15 protein-coding genes are annotated in these 17,329 nt (G+C 69.3%); 13 read left to right on the plus strand and 2 right to left on the minus strand.

Annotated features, from left to right (window positions below):
- The 10 genes from ASG72_RS08110 to ASG72_RS08155 all read left to right on the plus strand — a co-directional run bounded on the left by ASG72_RS08110 (window position 1) and on the right by ASG72_RS08155 (window position 9,906).
- Entirely contained in the window at window positions 1-1,032 is a 1,032-nt protein-coding gene (locus tag ASG72_RS08110; RefSeq protein WP_156395853.1) for an ABC transporter permease, read from the plus strand.
- Window positions 1,033-1,117: 85 nt separating this feature from the next.
- A complete protein-coding gene (locus ASG72_RS08115) occupies window positions 1,118-1,966 on the plus strand; it encodes an ABC transporter permease (protein ID WP_056710867.1) in 849 nt (282 codons plus the stop codon).
- Between the two features lie 5 nt (window positions 1,967-1,971).
- On the plus strand, window positions 1,972-3,678 hold the full coding sequence (locus ASG72_RS08120; protein WP_056711081.1) for an ABC transporter ATP-binding protein: 1,707 nt from the start codon (window positions 1,972-1,974) through the stop codon (window positions 3,676-3,678).
- Window positions 3,679-3,743: 65 nt separating this feature from the next.
- Window positions 3,744-4,043: a hypothetical protein gene (locus ASG72_RS08125; protein ID WP_156395854.1), complete on the plus strand. Its 300-nt coding sequence runs from the start codon at window positions 3,744-3,746 to the stop codon at window positions 4,041-4,043.
- Between the two features lie 145 nt (window positions 4,044-4,188).
- Window positions 4,189-5,133 (plus strand): threonine/serine dehydratase, encoded by a 945-nt coding sequence (locus ASG72_RS08130; RefSeq protein WP_056710871.1) that lies wholly within the window; start codon window positions 4,189-4,191, stop codon window positions 5,131-5,133.
- Window positions 5,134-5,234: 101 nt separating this feature from the next.
- The gene (locus ASG72_RS08135; RefSeq protein WP_056710873.1) at window positions 5,235-6,296 is read left to right on the plus strand and encodes a MaoC family dehydratase; all 1,062 of its coding nucleotides are present in this window, start codon (window positions 5,235-5,237) and stop codon (window positions 6,294-6,296) included.
- Window positions 6,297-6,458: 162 nt separating this feature from the next.
- Window positions 6,459-6,854: a succinate dehydrogenase, cytochrome b556 subunit gene (sdhC, locus tag ASG72_RS08140; protein WP_056710876.1), complete on the plus strand. Its 396-nt coding sequence runs from the start codon at window positions 6,459-6,461 to the stop codon at window positions 6,852-6,854.
- A 10-nt stretch (window positions 6,855-6,864) separates the two neighbouring features.
- Complete coding sequence (gene sdhD / locus ASG72_RS08145; RefSeq protein WP_056710878.1) at window positions 6,865-7,257, plus strand: succinate dehydrogenase, hydrophobic membrane anchor protein; 393 nt, start codon at window positions 6,865-6,867, stop codon at window positions 7,255-7,257.
- A gap of 4 nt (window positions 7,258-7,261) precedes the next feature.
- Window positions 7,262-9,094, plus strand: a complete 1,833-nt coding sequence (gene sdhA, locus ASG72_RS08150) for a succinate dehydrogenase flavoprotein subunit (RefSeq protein WP_056710880.1) — start codon at window positions 7,262-7,264, stop codon at window positions 9,092-9,094.
- Between the two features lie 14 nt (window positions 9,095-9,108).
- Window positions 9,109-9,906 carry a succinate dehydrogenase iron-sulfur subunit gene (locus ASG72_RS08155; RefSeq protein ID WP_056710882.1) on the plus strand — a complete coding sequence of 266 codons (798 nt, stop codon included), beginning with the start codon at window positions 9,109-9,111 and terminating at the stop codon, window positions 9,904-9,906.
- 19 nt (window positions 9,907-9,925) lie between these two features.
- On the opposite strand, the gene ASG72_RS08160 is transcribed toward ASG72_RS08155, so the two are convergent.
- Window positions 9,926-11,170, minus strand: a complete 1,245-nt coding sequence (locus tag ASG72_RS08160; protein ID WP_244488736.1) for an FAD-dependent oxidoreductase — start codon at window positions 11,168-11,170, stop codon at window positions 9,926-9,928.
- Window positions 11,167-11,901 (minus strand): glutamine amidotransferase, encoded by a 735-nt coding sequence (locus ASG72_RS08165; RefSeq protein WP_056711085.1) that lies wholly within the window; start codon window positions 11,899-11,901, stop codon window positions 11,167-11,169. Before ASG72_RS08165 ends, ASG72_RS08160 begins: the two co-directional genes overlap by 4 nt.
- A 275-nt stretch (window positions 11,902-12,176) precedes the next feature.
- Between ASG72_RS08165 and ASG72_RS08170 the strand changes: the two genes are divergently transcribed.
- Genes ASG72_RS08170 through ASG72_RS08180 form a run of 3 tightly spaced genes read left to right on the plus strand, consistent with a single transcriptional unit; the run spans window position 12,177 to window position 17,205 of the window.
- A complete protein-coding gene (locus tag ASG72_RS08170; protein ID WP_082540184.1) occupies window positions 12,177-12,821 on the plus strand; it encodes a TetR/AcrR family transcriptional regulator in 645 nt (214 codons plus the stop codon).
- A 35-nt stretch (window positions 12,822-12,856) separates the two neighbouring features.
- A complete protein-coding gene (locus ASG72_RS08175; protein WP_162246210.1) occupies window positions 12,857-14,041 on the plus strand; it encodes an efflux RND transporter periplasmic adaptor subunit in 1,185 nt (394 codons plus the stop codon).
- An 11-nt stretch (window positions 14,042-14,052) separates the two neighbouring features.
- The gene (locus ASG72_RS08180) at window positions 14,053-17,205 is read left to right on the plus strand and encodes an efflux RND transporter permease subunit (protein ID WP_056710886.1); all 3,153 of its coding nucleotides are present in this window, start codon (window positions 14,053-14,055) and stop codon (window positions 17,203-17,205) included.
- Window positions 17,206-17,329 lie beyond the last annotated feature (124 nt).

The raw sequence follows: 17,329 nt of genomic DNA on the forward strand, positions 1-17,329 counted from the left end.
ATGTCGCAGCTCTCCACCATCGCCGGACGCGCCGGCCGGCGCTTCGTCTCGTCGCTGCCGGCGCTGTTCGGCGTGCTGGTCTTCACCTTCCTGCTGATGCGCGTGCTGCCGGGCGATCCCGCGGTCTTCTTCGCCTCCGGCCCCACCGCCGGCAAGGAGGAGATCGAGCTGATCCGCAAGCAGATGGGGCTGGACAAACCGGTGCCCGAACAGCTGCTGCGCTATCTCGGGGATATCGGCTCCGGCAATCTCGGCCGCTCGCTGACCACCGGCCAGCCCGTTCTCAGCGATCTCCGCTCGCGCCTGCCGGCCTCGCTGGAACTGACCTTCTCGGCCCTGCTGATCGCGCTCCTGACGGCGGTTCCGCTCGGGGTCGCCGCCGCGCTGCGGCCGAACTCCGCGATCGATCACCTCGTCCGTTTCATCTGTGCGCTCGGCGTCTGCGTGCCGACCTTCGTCTCCGGGCTCCTGCTGATCTACGCCTTCTACTACCTGCTCGGCTGGGCGCCGGACCCGACCGGCCGCTTCGACATCTTCACCTCGCCGCCACCGCAGGTCACCGGCTTCCTGCTGATCGACTTCGCCCTGGCGCGCGACTGGGAGGGCTGGAGCGCCGCTGCGCGCCAGCTCGTCCTCCCGGCCCTGACCATGGCCCTCTTCGTCGTGGCCCCTCTCGCCCGCATCACCCGCGCGGCGATGCTCGCCTCGCTCGGCAGCGATTTCGTCCGCACCGCCCGCTCGCTCGGCCTGTCGCGCCGCAAGATCGTGGTGACCTATGCGCTGCGCAACGCGATCCTGCCGGTCCTGACCATCGCCGGCATCGTCTTCTCGACCATGCTGGGTGCCAATGTCCTGGTCGAGAAGGTGTTCTCCTGGCCGGGCGTCGCCTCCTACGCGCTCGATGCGCTCTTGTCCTCCGATTACGCGCCGGTCCAGGGATTCGTGCTGCTGATGGCCTCGATCTTCGTGCTCGTGAACCTGACCGTCGACGTGCTCTACGGCATCGCCGACCCGCGGGTCTCCGTCGAATGAACCCCGCTGACGCCCTGGGATCCTGGACCGGCCGGCTTCGGCTCTCTGCGATTGGAGCCGGACATCCCGCGGGAGGGCCGAGTTCATGACCGCCTCGACCCTGCGCCACGCCGCCTGGGTGCTGCGCGGCAACCCCGTCACGGCCATCGCCGCGGCCGGCGCCTTCGGCCTCTGCCTGCTGGCGATCATCGGCCCGGCGATCGTGCCCTATGACCCGATCGCCTCGGATGTCTCGAACGCGCTGCAGCCGCCGAGCGCCCGCTACTGGGCCGGCACCGACCAGCTCGGCCGCGACGTCTTCAGCCGGCTGATCGTCGCGGCGCGGCTCGATCTGGCGATCGCCGCCTCGGCGGTGACGCTGTCCTTCGTGCTCGGGGCGGTCATCGGCGCGCTGTGCGGCTATGCCGGCGGGCGGCTCGACCGCTATGTCGGGCGCTTCGTCGACGTGCTGATGGCCTTCCCGCTCTTCGTGCTGGCCATGGCGATGGTCGCCGCGCTCGGCAACAGGGTCGAGAACATCGTCATCGCCACCGCCATCATCAACCTGCCCTTCTACATCCGCTTCGCCCGGGCCGAGGTGAATGTCCGCCGCAATGCCGGCTGGGTGGAGGCCGCGCGCGCCTGCGGCGACAGCCATGTCTCGGTGGTGCTGCGCTTCCTCCTGCCCAACGTGCTGCCGGCCATGGCGGTGCAGGTCTCGCTCAATCTCGGCTGGGCCATCCTGAACGCGGCCGGGCTGTCCTTCATCGGGCTCGGCGTCAAGCCGCCGACGCCGGAATGGGGCATCATGGTCGCCGAGGGCGCCCGCTTCATCTCCACCGGCAAATGGTGGCTGGTGACCTTCCCGGGGCTGGCGCTGATGCTGACCGTGCTCTGCTTCAACCTGCTGGGCGACGGGCTGCGCGACATCCTCGACCCGCGCATGCGGACGTGACGGCGATGCGCGACACGGCCTCCCCTCTGCTCGCCATCGACGATCTCCACGTCGCCTTCTCGACACGGCGCGGCATCGTCGAGGCCGTCCGCGGCGTTTCGCTCGCCGTGGCGCGCGGCGAGACGCTCGGCATCGTCGGGGAATCCGGCTCCGGCAAATCCGTCACCGCCTTCGCCATCACACGGCTGCTCGATGCCGCCGGTCGCATCACCGCAGGCACGATCCGCTTCCGGGGCGAGGACATCACCCGCGCCTCCTCGAAGCAGCTGCGCAGCCTGCACGGCGCGGCGATCTCGATGATCTTCCAGAACCCGCGCGGCGCGCTGAACCCGATCCGCAGCGTCGGCGACCAGATCGCGGACGCGATCACCGCCCATGAGCCGGTCTCGCGGCAGGAGGCGCGGGCCCGCGCCCTCGATCTGCTCAAGGCCGTGCTGATCCGCGAGCCGGACAAGCGGCTCGACGCCTATCCGCACGAGCTCTCCGGCGGCATGTGCCAGCGCGTGATGATCGCCATGGCGATCGCCTGCGAGCCGGCGCTGCTGATCGCCGACGAGCCGACGACCGGGCTCGACGTCACCACCCAGAAGACGGTGATGGACCTCGTCGCCCGGATCACTGCCGAGCGCGGCATGGCGATGATCCTGATCACCCATGATCTCGGCCTCGCCTCCCGCTACTGCCAGCGGGCGATCGTGATGGAGCAGGGCCGGGTCGTGGAGGAGGCGCCGCCGCACGAGCTGTTCAGCCGCCCGCGGCACCCCTATACCAAGCGCCTCGTCGCCGCATCGCCGACCGCGACCTCGACCATCGCCGATCTCGCGCCGCCCGCCGAGGGCGGCGACGCGCCGGCTATTCGGCCGGCCTCCGCCCCGGCCGGCGAGCGGCGCCGCCAGCCCGGCACGCCGATGCTGCTCGAGGTCCAGCATCTGGTGAAGCGCTATGACGGTTTGACCGCGGTCGACGACGTCTCCTTCGCCATCCGCGCCGGCGAGAGCCTCGGCCTGGTCGGCGAATCCGGCTCCGGCAAGAGCACCATCTCGCGCATGGTCTGCCGGCTGATCGACTGCAGCGCGGGCGAGATCCTGTTCGACGGGCAGGCGATCGGCTCGCTGCCGGCGCGCGATTTCCACCGCTCCACGCAGCGCAAGGACATCCAGATCGTCTTCCAGGATCCGACCGACAGTCTGAACCCGCGCTTCAACGCTTTCGACTGCATCGCCCATCCGCTGCGCCGGCTGCTCGCGATGAAGGATGGCGCGGCGCTGACCGAGCGGGTCCGCGAATGCGCCGGCCGGGCCGGGCTGCCCTTCGATCTGCTCGAGCGCTTTCCGCATCAGCTTTCCGGCGGCCAGAAGGCCCGGGTCGGGATCGCCCGCGCCATCGCCTGCCGGCCGCGTCTGCTGATCCTCGACGAGCCGACGGCGGCGCTCGACGTCTCCGTCCAGGCCGTGATCCTGCAATTGCTCGACCGGCTGCGCCGCGAGGACGATCTCGCGCTGCTCTTCGTCAGCCATGACCTCAATGTCGTCAGGATGATGTGCGAACGCACGGTGGTTCTCCAGAACGGAAAGGTGGTCGAGCAGGGCGAGAGCCAGGCCCTGTTCACCGCGCCGCGGACCGCCTATGCGCGCACGCTGCTGGAGGCGGTGCTGCATCTCGGCGGCCCGGTCGCGCATCCCGCCGGCGAGATGACCCCGGCCGCGACTTGAAATCGCCGCCGGTCCGGGGATCATGGGCGGCAAATCCCACCATGCCGCCATCGAGGAACCGCCGCATGCGCCCTTTGCTCCTGCTTCCGCTGCTGGCTCTCGCCGCCTGCACCGTCACCACATCCCGCGTCAGCAAGGTCGTGGTCACCGAGAACAAGGCGGTGGTGGCGAGCTGCACGAAGGTCGGCGACGTCGACGGCGCCAGCGCGCTGAACCGCCTGCTGCTGCGCGACAAGGCCCGCGACGCGGCGCTGACCCAGCTCAAGGCGGCCGGCGCCGATCTCGGCGCCAGCCATGTGCTCTCGCCCGTCGCCGACATCAAATGGAAGGGCGAGGATTACAAGGGCGTCGCCTATCGCTGCTGAGCGCGGCGCCGCATGCCGCCTCTTCCCGCGGCGCCATTGACTTGACCGCATCGGCAGGCGCCTCTTCGGGCGAACCCTCCTGCCCGGCCCGCCGGGCCGTCCGAATCGCGACGGCCGGCCCGGCCACGACCACAGAGCTGCGCCCATGACCCGATATCACGACCAGATCGCCGAAGCCGCTGCGCGCATAGCGGGCCATGCCCGCGTCACCCCGGTGATGCGGCTGGGCAGCGGAGCGTTCGGCTCGGAGGCGGATATCTCGCTGAAGCTCGAATCCCTCCAGCATGCCGGCTCTTTCAAGACGCGCGGCGCCTTCAACAATCTCCTGTCGCTGCAGGTGCCGGAGGCCGGCGTCTCCGCCGCCTCGGGGGGCAATCACGGCGCCGCCGTGGCCTTCGCGGCGCGCGAGCGCGGGGTCAAGGCCACCATCTTCGTTCCCGAGATCTCGCCGGCCGCGAAGATCGAGGCGATCCGCCGCTTCGGCGCCGATGTCAGGATCGGCGGCGCGCAATATGACGATGCCCAGGCCGCCTGCGACCGGTTCGTCGCCGAAAGCGGCGCGCTCAAGATCCATCCCTTCGCGGCGATCGAGACGATCCTCGGCCAGGGCACGCTCGCCCGCGAGTGGCATGAGCAGGAGCCCGATCTCGACACGGTGCTGGTCGCGGTCGGCGGCGGCGGCCTGATCTCGGGCATCGCCGCCTGGTTCGCCGGCAGCCGGGTCAAGGTCGTCGGCGTCGAGCCCGAGCATTCGCGCGCTCTGCATGCGGCGCTGGCGGCCAGCGGCCCGGTCGACGTGACCGTGCAATCGGTGGCCGCGGATTCGCTGGGCGCCCGCAATGTCGGCCCGCTGGTCCACGAGATCTGCCGCGACACGGTCGAGCAGGTCGCGCTGGTGCCGGACGCCGCGATCACGGCGGCGCAGGTGACGCTGTGGCGGGATTTCAGGCTGGCGGTGGAGCCGGGCGGCGCGGCGGCGCTCGGCGCGCTGCTCTCCGGCGCCTACCGGCCGCAACCCTGCGAGAGGCTGGGCGTGCTGATCTGCGGCGCCAATGTCGACCTCGCCAAGCTCGCCGCCCTGCAGGGCTGAAGGCGCCTGCGCCCATCGTCGGGGGGTGAGAGGCTGGACGCGGGCCGGTGCTGCGACGCACAATGCGGCCCGTGTTCCCGAAGCCCAGCCCGAGACGAGCCATGCCCGATTCCGCGCCCAAGACCGATGATGGCCGCTTCTTCGAGGATTTCCGGCTCGGCGAGACCATCATCCACGCCACGCCGCGCACCGTCACCTCGGGCGACGTCTCGCTCTACACGGCGCTCTACGGCCCGCGTTTCGCCGTCCAATCCTCCGATGCCTTCGCCCGCGGCCTCGGCTATCCCGCGGCGCCGGTCGATGATCTCCTGGTCTTCCACATCGTCTTCGGCAAGACGGTGCCGGACATCTCGCTGAACGCGGTCGCCAATCTCGGCTATGCCGATGGCCGCTTCCTCGCCCCGGTCTTCCCCGGCGACACGCTCACCGCGCGCTCGGAGGTGATCGGGCTGAAGCAGACCTCGTCCGGCGATGCCGGCATCGTCTATGTCCGCTCGACCGGCTTCAACCAGGACGGCGTCACGGTGCTGAGCTACGCGCGCTGGGTGCTGGTGCGCAAGCGCAGCCCGGGCACGCCGGCGCAGGCCGAGCATGTGCCGGAGCTCGCCGGGAGCGTGCCGCCGGAGGCGTTGGGCCGGGCCTGCCCGCCCCTCGACGCGAGCGCCTATGACAGGCTACTCGCCGGCTCGGCGCATCTCTGGGGCGATTACCGGCCGGGCGAACGCATCGACCACAGCGACGGCATGACGGTCGAGGAGGCGGAGCATCAGCTGGCGACGCGGCTCTACCAGAATACGGCGAAGGTGCATTTCGACGGGCATCGCGCGCGCGAGACCCGCTTCGGCAAGCGGCTGATCTATGGCGGCCATGTCATCAGCCTGGCGCGGGCCCTGTCCTTCAACGGGCTCGGCAACGCCTTCCATCTCGCCGCCGTCAATGGCGGGCGCCATGTCGCGCCGCTCTTCGCCGGCGACACCGTCTACGCCTGGAGCGAGGTGCTGGAGACCGCCGCCCTGCGCGGGCGCGACGATCTCGGCGCGCTGCGCCTGCGTCTCGTTGCCACCCGGAACCGTCCCTGCGCCGATTTCCCGCTCAGGCAGGACGAGGGCTATGCCGAGGGGGTGATCCTGGATTTCGACTATTGGGCGCTGATCCCGCGCTGAAACGCCGCCGCCAAGCTGCGCTGACAGATTCCGATCTTTGTCACCCGCCGCCAACACGCCGCATTGCAGCATCGGCCCGGTTTCGTTACAGAGCCTTACACTCTAGAATGATGCCAATTGGATCGGCCCGTTTCAGAGGCCGGCAGAGGTCGGAGAGCACACTTGGCCGAGGTCAAACAGGCGGCGCGTCCGCTTTCGCCGCATCTGCAGATCTACCGCTGGTCCTGGACCATGGCGATGTCGATCGCCCATCGCGTCACCGGCGTGGCGCTCTATGGCGGCAGCCTCCTCGTGGCGATGTGGCTGGTCGCCGCCGCCTCCGGCCCCGGCCCCTTCGAAACCGCGCAGGCCATCGCCGGCTCCTGGCTCGGACGCCTCGTCCTGTTCGGCTACAGCTTCGTGCTGCTGCACCATATGATGGGCGGCCTGCGCCATTTCGTCTGGGACCTCGGCAAGGGCTATGATCCGCAGACCCGGATGAACCTGGCCAGGTACAGCGTCGTCGCCTCGGGCGGGCTGACCCTGCTCATCTGGCTGATTGCCTTCACGGCGCGCTGAGGAGCCGATCATGCTGTCCAACTCCACCATGCGCACCCCTTTGTCCCGCGTCCGCGGGCTGGGCTCCGCCAAATCCGGCACCGGGCATTTCTGGCTGCAGCGGCTGACCGCCGTCGCCAACGCCATTCTGGTGATCGCCTTCCTCGGCGTGGTCGTCTCGCTGTTCGGCCGCTCGCATCTCCAGGCGGTGGCGCTTCTGTCGCACCCGCTCGTGGCGATCCTGATGCTGCTCTTCACCGTATCGGCAGCAGTGCACATGCGGATCGGCATGCAGGTCATCATCGAGGACTATGTCCATCACGAGGGCCTCAAGATCGCCGCCGTGATGGCCAATACGTTTTTTGCGATCGCAGTGGGAGGCGCCTGCGTCTTCGCGATCCTGAAGCTCTCTTTTGGAGGCTGATCCGATGGCGATCACCAGGAACCGTTCGACCGCGGCCTATACTGGCCAGGCCTATCCGATCACCGACCACACCTTCGACGTGGTCGTCGTCGGCGCCGGCGGCGCGGGCTTGCGCGCCACGGTCGGCTGCTCCCAGGCCGGACTGCGCACGGCCTGCATCAGCAAGGTCTTCCCGACCCGCTCGCACACCGTGGCCGCCCAGGGCGGCGTCGCCGCCTCGCTCGGCAATATGGGCAAGGACACCTGGCAATGGCACATGTACGACACCGTCAAGGGGTCGGACTGGCTGGGCGACCAGGACGCCATCGAATATCTCGTGCGCAACGCGCCCGCCGCCGTCTACGAACTCGAGCATTGGGGCGTGCCCTTCTCGCGCACCGAGGACGGCAAGATCTACCAGCGCCCCTTCGGCGGCATGACCACCGATTTCGGCAATGGTCCGCCGGCCCAGCGCACCTGCGCCGCCGCCGACCGCACCGGCCATGCCATGCTGCACACGCTCTACGGCCAGGCGCTGCGCTACAACACCGAGTTCTTCATCGAATATTTCGCCATCGACCTGATCATGGACGATGAGGGCCGCTGCTGCGGCGTGATCGCGCTCAAGATGGATGACGGTACCATCCATCGCTTCCGCTCGAAGATGGCGATCATGGCGACCGGCGGCTATGGCCGCGCCTATTTCTCCGCCACCTCCGCCCATACCTGCACCGGCGACGGCAACGCCATGGTGCTGCGCGCCGGCCTGCCGCTGCAGGACATGGAATTCGTGCAGTTCCACCCGACCGGCATCTACGGCGCCGGCTGCCTGATCACCGAGGGCGCGCGCGGCGAAGGCGGCTATCTCACCAATTCCGAGGGCGAGCGCTTCATGGAACGCTACGCCCCCTCCGCCAAGGACCTCGCCTCGCGCGACGTCGTCTCACGCTCGATGACCATGGAGATCCGCGGCGGGCGCGGCGTCGGCAAGAACAAGGACCATATCTACCTGCATCTCGACCATCTCGACCCGAAGATCCTGCATGAGCGACTGCCCGGCATCTCCGAGAGCGCCAAGATCTTCGCCGGCGTCGACGTCACCCGCGAGCCGATCCCGGTGCTGCCGACCGTCCATTACAACATGGGCGGCATCCCGACGAACTTCCACGGCGAGGTGCTCACCAAGGTCGACGGCAATGCCGACACCGTGGTGCCCGGGCTGATGGCGATCGGCGAGGCGGCCTGCGTCTCCGTCCATGGCGCCAACCGGCTGGGCTCGAACTCGCTGATCGACCTCGTCGTCTTCGGCCGGGCCGCCGGCCTGCGCTGCGCCGAGATCGTCACCCCCGGCGAGAAGCAGCCGGAACTGCCGAAGAACTCGGCCGATCTCGCTCTCAGCCGCCTCGACCGATTCCGCAACGCGGCCGGCAACACCTCCACCGCCGAGCTGCGTGGCCGCATGCAGAAGACGATGCAGGATAATTGCGCCGTCTACCGCACCGGCGAGACGCTGGAGGAAGGCCACAGGCTGATCCACCAGGTCTGGGCCGGCATCGACGATATCGGCACCAAGGACCGGTCTCTGGTCTGGAATTCCGACCTGATCGAGACGATGGAATTCGACAACCTCATCACCCAGGCCGTGGTCACCATGGATTCGGCGCTGAACCGTCCGGAAAGCCGCGGCGCCCATGCCCGCGAGGATTATCCCAACCGCGACGACAAGGACTGGATGAAGCACACCCTCGCCTGGATCGACGATACGACCCGCAGCGTGACGCTCGACGACCGCCCGGTCCATACCTACACGCTCTCGAACGACATCGAATACATCGCGCCCAAGGCGCGGGTGTATTGAGGACGATCTGACAGATGGCCGAATTCAACCTTCCGCAGAACTCCCGCCTGACCGAGGGCAAGACCTGGCCGAAGCCGGCCGGTGCCGCCCGGCTGACGGAGTTCAAGGTCTATCGCTGGAACCCGGACGACAGCGCCAATCCGCGCACCGACACCTATTTCGTCGATCGCGACGATTGCGGGCCGATGGTGCTGGACGCGCTGATCTGGATCAAGTCGAAGATCGACCCGACCTTGACCTTCCGCCGCTCCTGCCGAGAAGGCATCTGCGGCTCCTGCGCCATGAACATGGACGGGAAGAACGGCCTCGCCTGCACCACCGGCATCGACGACTGCGCCGGCCATGGCAAATCCGCGGGCCGGGTCGCGATCTACCCGCTGCCGCATATGCCGGTGATCAAGGATCTCGTCCCCGATCTCACCCGCTTCTACGCCCAGCATGCCTCGATCGAGCCCTGGCTGAAGACGACCACGCCCTCGCCGGAGAAGGAATGGGCACAGGACAAGGTCGATCGCGAGAAGCTGGACGGGCTCTACGAGTGCATCCTCTGCGCCTGCTGCTCGACCTCATGCCCGAGCTATTGGTGGAATGGCGACCGCTATCTCGGCCCCGCCGCCTTGCTGCAGGCCTATCGCTGGCTGATCGATTCCCGCGACGAGGCGACCGGCGAGCGGCTCGACAATCTGGAAGATCCCTTCCGGCTCTATCGCTGCCACACCATCATGAACTGCGCCAATGCCTGCCCGAAGGGGCTGAACCCGGCCAAGGCGATCGCCGAGGTCAAGAAGATGATGGTGGCGCGCCAGGTCTGACCGGGCGCCTCCTCCCGGCTCAGGCGAGGTAGCGACCCGGCCGGAACGGCGCGGGATCGGCCGGCGGCGCCTCGCCCGCCATCAGCGCCGCCAGGATCTCCCCGGTCACCGGACCGGTGGAGAAGCCGATATGCTGGTTGCCGAAGGCGAGCCACAGCCCCGGATGTCGCGGCGCCTCGCCGATCATCGGCAGCGAATCCGGCAGGGTCGGCCGCGCGCCCCGCCAGATCTCGCCGGCTCCCTCCGCCAGCGGCAGCGCTTCGCGCGCGCTCGCCACCACCGCGTCGATCTGCCGGTGATTGTCCGGCGCGTCGCGATGGGCCAGCTCGACGCCGCTGCTGATCCTGATGCCCTGCTCCATCGGCGCCATGAAATAGGCGGCCTCGACATCGTAGAGCGGCCGGCGCAGCGCCGCACCGTCGCGCGGCTGGAGATGGCGGTGATAGCCGCGCTCGACCCCGAGCGGCGGGCGCAGCCCGAGCGGCTTCAGCAGATCCGCGCTCCACGGCCCCAGCGCCACCACGACCTGCTCCGCGGCGATATCGCCCTGGTCGGTCGCGACCAGCCAGCCCGCGCCGCCGCGCCGAACCCCATTGACGCCGGCCTGCCTGACGATCCCGCCCCGGCTGCCGAACAGCGCGGCATAGGCGGCCACGACCGCGCCCGGCGAATCCACCGAGCCATTGCCGGGGAACAGCAGCCCGGCCGGGAAGATCGGCCGCAGGCTGGGCTCCAGCCCCGACAGCGCCTGGCGGTCCAGAAGTTCGGTCTCGATGCCGTGCCGCGCCAGCATCGCCTGCTCGGCCTGCGCCTTGGCGAGGCCTTGCGTCGACCGCCAGAGTTTCAGCGTGCCGTTCTCGCGCAGGCGATGGCCGATGCCGGCCTCCTGCATCAGCGCCCGATGCAGCGGCAGGGTGTGGCGCGTCAGCGAATCCAGCGCCGCCATCCGCTCCGCCGCCACGCCGGGGCGCGCCTCCCACAGGAAGCGCAGCATCCAGCCGGGCTCGCCGATCAGCCGGCGCCAGTCGATGTGCAGAGCCGCGCTGCGATTGCCGAGATAGGCCGGCAGGCTCCTGAACAGCGCGGGATTGTTGAGCGGGACGATCGAGCTGCGCGACAGGACCCCCGCATTGCCATAGGAGGTCTCGCGGCCGGGCTCGCGCCGGTCGATCAGCGTCACCGCGAAGCCGCGCTTCTGCAGGGCGAGGGCGCAGGAGACGCCGACCATGCCGGCGCCGAGCACGAGGACGCTGCGCGGGCTCACCCCGGCAGCGCCTCGGACGGAACCGCGAGCCAATGATCGAGGAACGCGTCGAGCCAGGCCCGGATCGCCGGGTCGTGCTGGTACCAGCCGTTGAGATGCATGTGCCGGAGCTGCGCGCCGGGCATCAGCGTGCGCTCATGACCGCGCACCGACCAGCGGCACATCATCGCCGGCGTCACCTCCGGATGGAACTGGACGCCATAGGCGCGCGGGCCGCTGCGGATCGCCTGCACCGGGAAATCGCCCCCAGTGGCGAGGCATTCCGCGCCGGGCGGGCAGTCGAACCCCTCGCGATGCCATTGATAGACGGTCTCCGGCCAGGCGAAGCCCGCCTCGCCCGCGTGGCGGCGGCCGTGCTCGGTCAGATCGAGCCGGTAATAGCCGACCTCGGCGCGCCCTTCGGGATGGGTGTAGACCCGGCCGCCGAGCTGGCGCGCCAGCATCTGCGCGCCCAGGCAGATCCCCAGGAACGGGGCCTGCTCCTTCAGGCAGACTTCGATCCAGTCGATCTCCGCCTTGACGAAATCATCCGGGTCGTTGGCGCTCATCGGCCCGCCGAAGATGACGGCGCCGGCATGCTCGCGCATCGTCTGCGGCAGCGGGTCGCCATAGCGCGGCTTGCGGATATCCAGGCCGTAGCCGCGCTCGATCAGCAGCCGCCCCACCCGGCCCGGCGTCGACTGCTCCTGATGCAGGACGATCAGCACCGGCTTGCGCGCCGGCGGCTGCATCCGCCGCCGGGGCTTGGCGGGCCGCCAGGGGCCCGCCGGGGCCAAGCGAAAGGACTGGTCGTTCATCGTGCCATCAGGACCATTGCTGGAGCTGCTCCGGGGCGGCGGGGCCACGCGCCGGAGCCTGACAATGCGGTTCCACAAGGAACCAGGCAAGCAATTTGTGAGCCATGGCAAGAGTTTGGCCGACAAGCCAGAACGCGAAGCCGTCCCTTGACTTTTTGCACTGCGGCAGGCATTGAGAATGAACGTTCATTCTCAACTGGGACCACGCAGTGCCGCCACCGATCACGCCGCCAGCAGGCGCCAGCCCCGGCGCCGACCGAAGGACGCGGATCCTCGATGCCGCCGAGGCGGTGTTCGCGCGCGCCGGCTTCCACGCCGCGACGATGAACGACGTCGCTACCGAGGCCGGGATGAGCCCCGGCAATCTCTACCGCTACTTCGCCTCCAAGGACGCGATCATCGCCGGGATGGCGGAGCGCGACCGGACCCAGATCGCCGCCGATTTCGCCGGGCTCGACCCGGTCAAGGGCGGGCTGCTCGATCAGCTCGAGACGCTCGGCCGCCGCCATCTCGTCGAGGAGCCCCGGGCGCGGGCCGTGATCGCGCTGCAGATCTGGGCCGAGGCGGCGCGTAATCCCGAAATGGCGCGGATGTGCGCGGCGATCGACGGCACCGTCGCCGGCGGCCTCGCCTCGGCGATCGCCCGCGCCAAGGAGGCCGGCGAGCTGCCGGCCGATCTCGACGACGTCAGCTTCCTGCAGGCGGTCTTCATGATGGCCGACGGCTTCTTCTGCCGCCGGGCGGCCGATCCGAATTTCGATCCGGCGGCGGGGGCCGATACCCTGTTCCGGGCCATGCGCGGGCTCGCCCGCATCCTGGTCCTGCCGGCCGCCCATGCGGCCGCCGCCGAATGATCGTCTCCCATTCCATGCCAGCCAAGGCTGCTTCCATGTCCGTCCTGTCCCGCCGCGCCGGCCTCGCTCTGTCCCTGCTCGCCCTCCTGATCGCCCCGACGGCCGCTCTCCGGGCGCAGACGCCCGCACCGACGCCGGCGGCCGCCAGCGCCGGCCCTTCCGTCACCGTCATTCCCGCCCGCCGCACGGAGATCGTGCAGAGCGTGGTGGTCTCGGGCTCGATGGTGGCGCGCGACGAGGTGCTGGTCTCGCCGGAGGTGGATGGTCTCGCCATCGTCGAACTCGCCGCCGAGGAGGGGGATCGCGTCGCCGCGGGTCAGGTGCTGGCGCGGCTGTCGCGCGTGACGCTGGAAGTCCAGAAGACGCAGAACGAGGCGCAGCAGCAGCGCGCCGAGGCCGGGATTTCCCAGGCGCGGGCGCAGATCGCCGAGGCGCAGGCCAATCTCGTCCAGGCCCAGAACGCCTTCGAGCGCACCAAGACCCTGCGCGACAGCGGCAATGCCAGCGTCGAACAGTTCGATCTGCGCGCCAGCGCGGCGCGCGGGGCCGAAGCGCGGCTGAACGCGGCCAACCAGGCCCTCGCCATCGCCACGGCCGATCTCGCGGTGATCCGCTCGCAGGGCCGCGACCTCGCGGTGAAGCTCGAGCGCACCGAGATCAAGGCCCCGGCCGCCGGGCTGATCAGCCGGCGCAATGCCAGGCTGGGCGCGATCGTCGCCATGGCCGCGGCGGAACCGCTGTTCCGGATCATCGCCGACGGCGCGATCGAGCTCGAAGCCGACATCGCCGAGGTCGAGCTGCCGCGCATCGGCGTCGGCCAGCCGGTCGCCGTCACCCCGGCGGGCAGCACCACGGCGCTGGCCGGGAAGATCCGCCTGATCTCGCCCGAGGTGAACCGCCAGTCCCGGCTCGGCCGGGTCCGCGTCGCGCTCGACGGCAATCCGCAGGTGGCGCTCGGCTCCTTCGCCCGCGGCGTGATCGAGACCGGACGCAAGACGGCCCTGACCCTGCCGCTGTCGGCCATTACCTATGCGCGCAGCGGCGCCACGGTGCAGCGCGTGGTCGACAACCGGGTCGAGACCGTCAAGGTCGAGCTCGGCCTGCTCGGCGACGGCCGGGCGGAGATCGCTTCCGGGCTCGACGAGGGCGCCGTGGTGGTGGCGCGCGCCGGCACCTTCGTGCGCGACGGCGACATCATCACGCCCGTGCCGACGAACTGACGGAGAGCCGCGTGAACATCAATTTCTCCGCCTTTTCGATCCGCAAGCCGGTCCCCGCGATCCTGCTGTTCTTCGTGCTGTGCGTGCTCGGGCTGCTCTCCTTCTCGAAACTGCCGGTCACCCGCTTTCCGAATATCGACGTGCCGCTGGTCTCGGTGACGATCACCCAATCGGGCGCCGCGCCGGCGGAGCTCGAAAGCCAGGTCAGCAAGCGCGTCGAGGACGCCGTCGCCAATATCACGGGCGTCAAGCACGTGATGTCGACGCTGACCGACGGCCAATCCCAGACCGTCATCGAGTTCCGGCTCGAGGTGAACACCGACCGCGCGGTCAACGACGTCAAGGACGCGATCGCCAAGGTCCGGGCCGACCTGCCGCGGACCATCGACGAGCCGGTGATCCAGCGCATCGACGTCGAAGGCCAGTCCATCCTGGTCTATGGCGCCTCCTCGCCCGGGCTGACGCTGGAACAGCTCTCCTGGCATGTCGACGACGTCGTCGCGCGCGAGCTGCAGGGGCTCAAGGGCGTCGGCCGCATCGACCGCTATGGCGGCGTCGACCGCGAGATCAGGATCTCGCTCGACCCCGACAGGCTGCTGGCGCTCGGCGTCACCGCGGGCGAGGTCAACCGCCAGATCCGCGCGACAAACGTCGACCTCGCCGGTGGCCGCGGCGAGATCGGCGGGCAGGAGCAGGCGATCCGCACGCTGGCCGGCGCCCGCACCGTCGCCGACCTCGCCGAGACCAAGATCATCCTGTCGGGCGGCCGCGAGGTGCGCCTGAAGGAGCTCGGCCGGGTCGAGGACGCCGCATCGGAGCCGCGCTCCTTCGGCCGGCTCGACAAGCAGCCGGTCGTCACCTTCGCCGTCTTCCGCTCCAAGGGCTCGAGCGAGCTCTCGGTCAAGGAGGTGGTCGAGGCTCGCATCGCGGATCTCAACAAGCGCTATCCGGACATCCAGATCCGGTCGATCGACGACGCCGTCTCCTACACCTATGGCAATTACAAGGAGGCGATGAAGACGCTGATGGAGGGCGCCGCCCTCGCCGTCATCGTCGTGTTCCTGTTCCTGAAGAACTGGCGCGCCACGCTGATCACCGCGATCGCCTTGCCGCTCTCGGCGATCCCGACCTTCTGGGCGATGGAGCTGATGGGGTTTTCGCTCAACCTCGTCAGCCTGCTCGGCATCACCCTCGTCACCGGCATCCTGGTCGACGACGCCATCGTCGAGATCGAGAACATCGTGCGCCATATGCGCATGGGCAAATCGCCCTATCGCGCGGCGATGGAAGCAGCCGACGAGATCGGCCTGGCGGTCATCGCGATCACTTTGACGATCGTGGCGATCTTCGCGCCGGTCTCCTTCATGGGCGGCGTCGCCGGCCAGTATTTCCGGCAGTTCGGCCTCACCGTCGCCGTCGCCGTGCTGTTCTCGCTGCTGGTCGCGCGGCTGATCACGCCGATGATGGCGGCCTATCTGATGAAGCCGGTAAAACACGCCGACCCCAAGGACGGGCTGGTGATGCGCGGCTATGTCGGCCTGCTGCGCGGCACGCTGCGCGTGCGCTACCTCACTCTGGTGATCGGCTTCGCCTTTCTCTGGGGCTCGATCCAGGCGACCGCGATGCTGCCCACGGGTTTCATCCCGGACGAGGACACCTCCCGTGTCGTCGCCAGCGTCGAATTGCCGCCCGGCGCCACGCTGGAGGATACCCGCGTCGCCAGCGACCGGATCGTCGACGCGCTGCGCACCATTCCCGAGGTCACCCAGGTCTTCGTGCTCGGCGGCTCCTCGCCGACCGGCCAGCGCGAGATCCGCCGCGCCGCGGTGACCATCAAGCTTCTGCCGAAATCCGAGCGCCAGGCACGGCAGAAGGACCTCAAGGTCGTCATCGCCGACAAGCTCGCGGCGGTGCCGGATGTGCGGGCCTGGTATGTCAACGAGCGCGGCGAGCGCGAGATGGCCTTCTCGATCCTGTCCAAGGACGGGCCGGCGCTGGACGAGGCGGTGGCGCGGATCGAGGCCAGGATGCGCAAGGTCGACGGCTATCTCAACGTCGCCTCCTCCGGCTCGCTGAGCCGCCCGGAATTGCGGGTCACGCCGAAGCTCGAAGCCGCGGCCGATCTCGGCGTCACGCCCGAGGCGATCTCGGAAGCGGTGCGCGTCGCCACCATCGGCGATGTCGGCGCCAATCTCGCGAAATTCAACGCCGGCGACCGGCTGGTGCCGATCCGCGTGCAGCTCGAGGAAGCGGCTCGGACCGATATCCGCAACATCGCGGCGCTGCGCGTCAGCAATGCCAGCGGCGTCTCGGTGCCGCTGACCGCCGTGGCCGAGATCGGCTTCGGCGAAGGGCCGAGCTCGATCAACCGATATGACCGCGTCCGCCGCGCCACGATCGGCGCCGATCTCAAGCGCGGCTTCGAGCTCGGCACGGCGCAGAACACCTTCAACGAGATCGTCAAGGAGGTCGGCCTGCCGGACGGGGTCTGGATCGCCGCCACCGGCGATGCCGAGATCCAGGGCGAGGTGGTGCAGGGCTTCATCACGGCGATGACGACGGGGCTGATGCTGGTCTTCGCCGTGCTGATCCTGCTGTTCGGCTCGGTCTTCCAGCCGATCACCATCCTGCTCTCGCTGCCGCTCTCCTTCGGCGGCGTGGTGCTGGCCCTGCTGGCCACCGACAAGCCGGTCTCGATGCCGGTCTATATCGGGCTGCTGATGCTGATGGGCATCGTCACCAAGAACGCGATCATGCTCGTCGATTTCGCGGTGGAGGAGGAGGCGCGCGGCAAGCCGCGCACCACCGCACTGCTGGAAGCGGGGCGCAAGCGGGCGCGGCCGATCGTGATGACCACCATCGCCATGGCGGCCGGCATGCTGCCATCCGCGGCCGGGCTCGGCGATGGCGGCGAGTTCCGCTCGCCGATGGCGATCGCGGTGATCGGCGGCCTTCTGGTCTCGACCGTGCTCAGCCTCGTCTTCGTGCCGTCCTTCTACGCGGTGATGGACGATCTCTCGAAGCTGACCGCCTGGCTGTTCGGCCGCTTCTTCAGCAAGGCCGAGGATGAATCGACCTGGGAGCCGATCCACGAGGAATCCCCGGGGGAGGCCAGTGCCAAGGCGCTGGCCGGCCATCCGCCGCCGCGTCTGGCGGCGGAGTGAGCCGGCCCCGCCCTTCGCTGTGGAGAACCCGCCGCCGGCGCCTGCCGGCTTCGCGCAGGTGATTGCGGCGGGGACTCGTCGGGGTCTAGCCTCGAGACGGAGTCGGGGGATTCGGGCGTAGCTG

The sequence above is a fragment of the Allobosea sp. Leaf344 genome (assembly GCF_001426225.1).
Lineage (GTDB): Bacteria > Pseudomonadota > Alphaproteobacteria > Rhizobiales > Beijerinckiaceae > Allobosea.